Annotated in this window: 1 protein-coding gene; it reads left to right on the top strand. The window is 56.2% G+C overall.

Annotated features, from left to right (window positions below):
- Positions 1-361 precede the first annotated feature (361 nt).
- Positions 362-770: replication initiator protein A (locus IG168_RS20460; protein WP_193166458.1), on the top strand; the 409-nt coding region annotated here is incomplete at its 3' end.

The following is a 770-nucleotide window of genomic DNA, read 5'->3' as shown; positions in this document are numbered from 1 at the left end:
CCGGTGAAACACGTCAATATTATTAATAATAAAGGGCGCCTAACGGCACCCAACATGGATCGCCCAAGCCCGAGGATTGGCGCCGATCAGCATGGCAAAGCCATGCCGGCGCCTCCAAACATCCGAAATAAGACCTAGCTCTAAGACCCTTATGCTCGGCGATGGCCGAGGCGGCGGTTTTGGCCTGCCCTTTCCGGCAAGTGCCGAGATGGCGGCCGATGCAGAGGAAAAAATCGTCTTGAGAGCGATTCGGAACATCAGACACATCGTGTTCGGAACATCGGACACGTTCTGCCGCCCAGAAATTCGGAACTTTGACCACATTTAATGACAACACACGGAACATCGCTCACAATCGCATATGGCTTCAGATCATCAGGTCGACCTATTTCTAACCTCGATCATCGACGCGCCGGTCAAAGACCAGCGCGACCTGATGGAGTTTCCGCATTTTGCGCTCGCGAAGCAGGCGCGTTATGAGCCGATGATCTACGAGAATCCCAAGCGCGGGATCCGTGTCGAGGTCCGGGCCGGCCACAAGGGAATTGCCACGATCTGGGACAAAGACGTCATGATCTATTGTGCCAGCCTTATCAATGAGCAGATCGAACGCGGGCAGACCCCGACGGCCACGATTCAGTTCCACGCCTACGATTTTCTTCGCCTGGCCGGCCGCGGCACCGGGAAGCGATCATATCAGCTCCTGCAGGAAGCGCTGGATCGCCTTCAATCGACGTCGGTGCGGACGACGATCAAGGCCGGAGACAAGG

Source organism: Microbulbifer hainanensis, assembly GCF_014904735.1.
GTDB classification, from domain to species: Bacteria; Pseudomonadota; Gammaproteobacteria; order Pseudomonadales; family Cellvibrionaceae; genus Microbulbifer; species Microbulbifer hainanensis.
The sequence above is the reverse complement of the archived record's forward strand: the minus strand, read 5'-3'. Positions and strand labels throughout refer to the sequence as shown.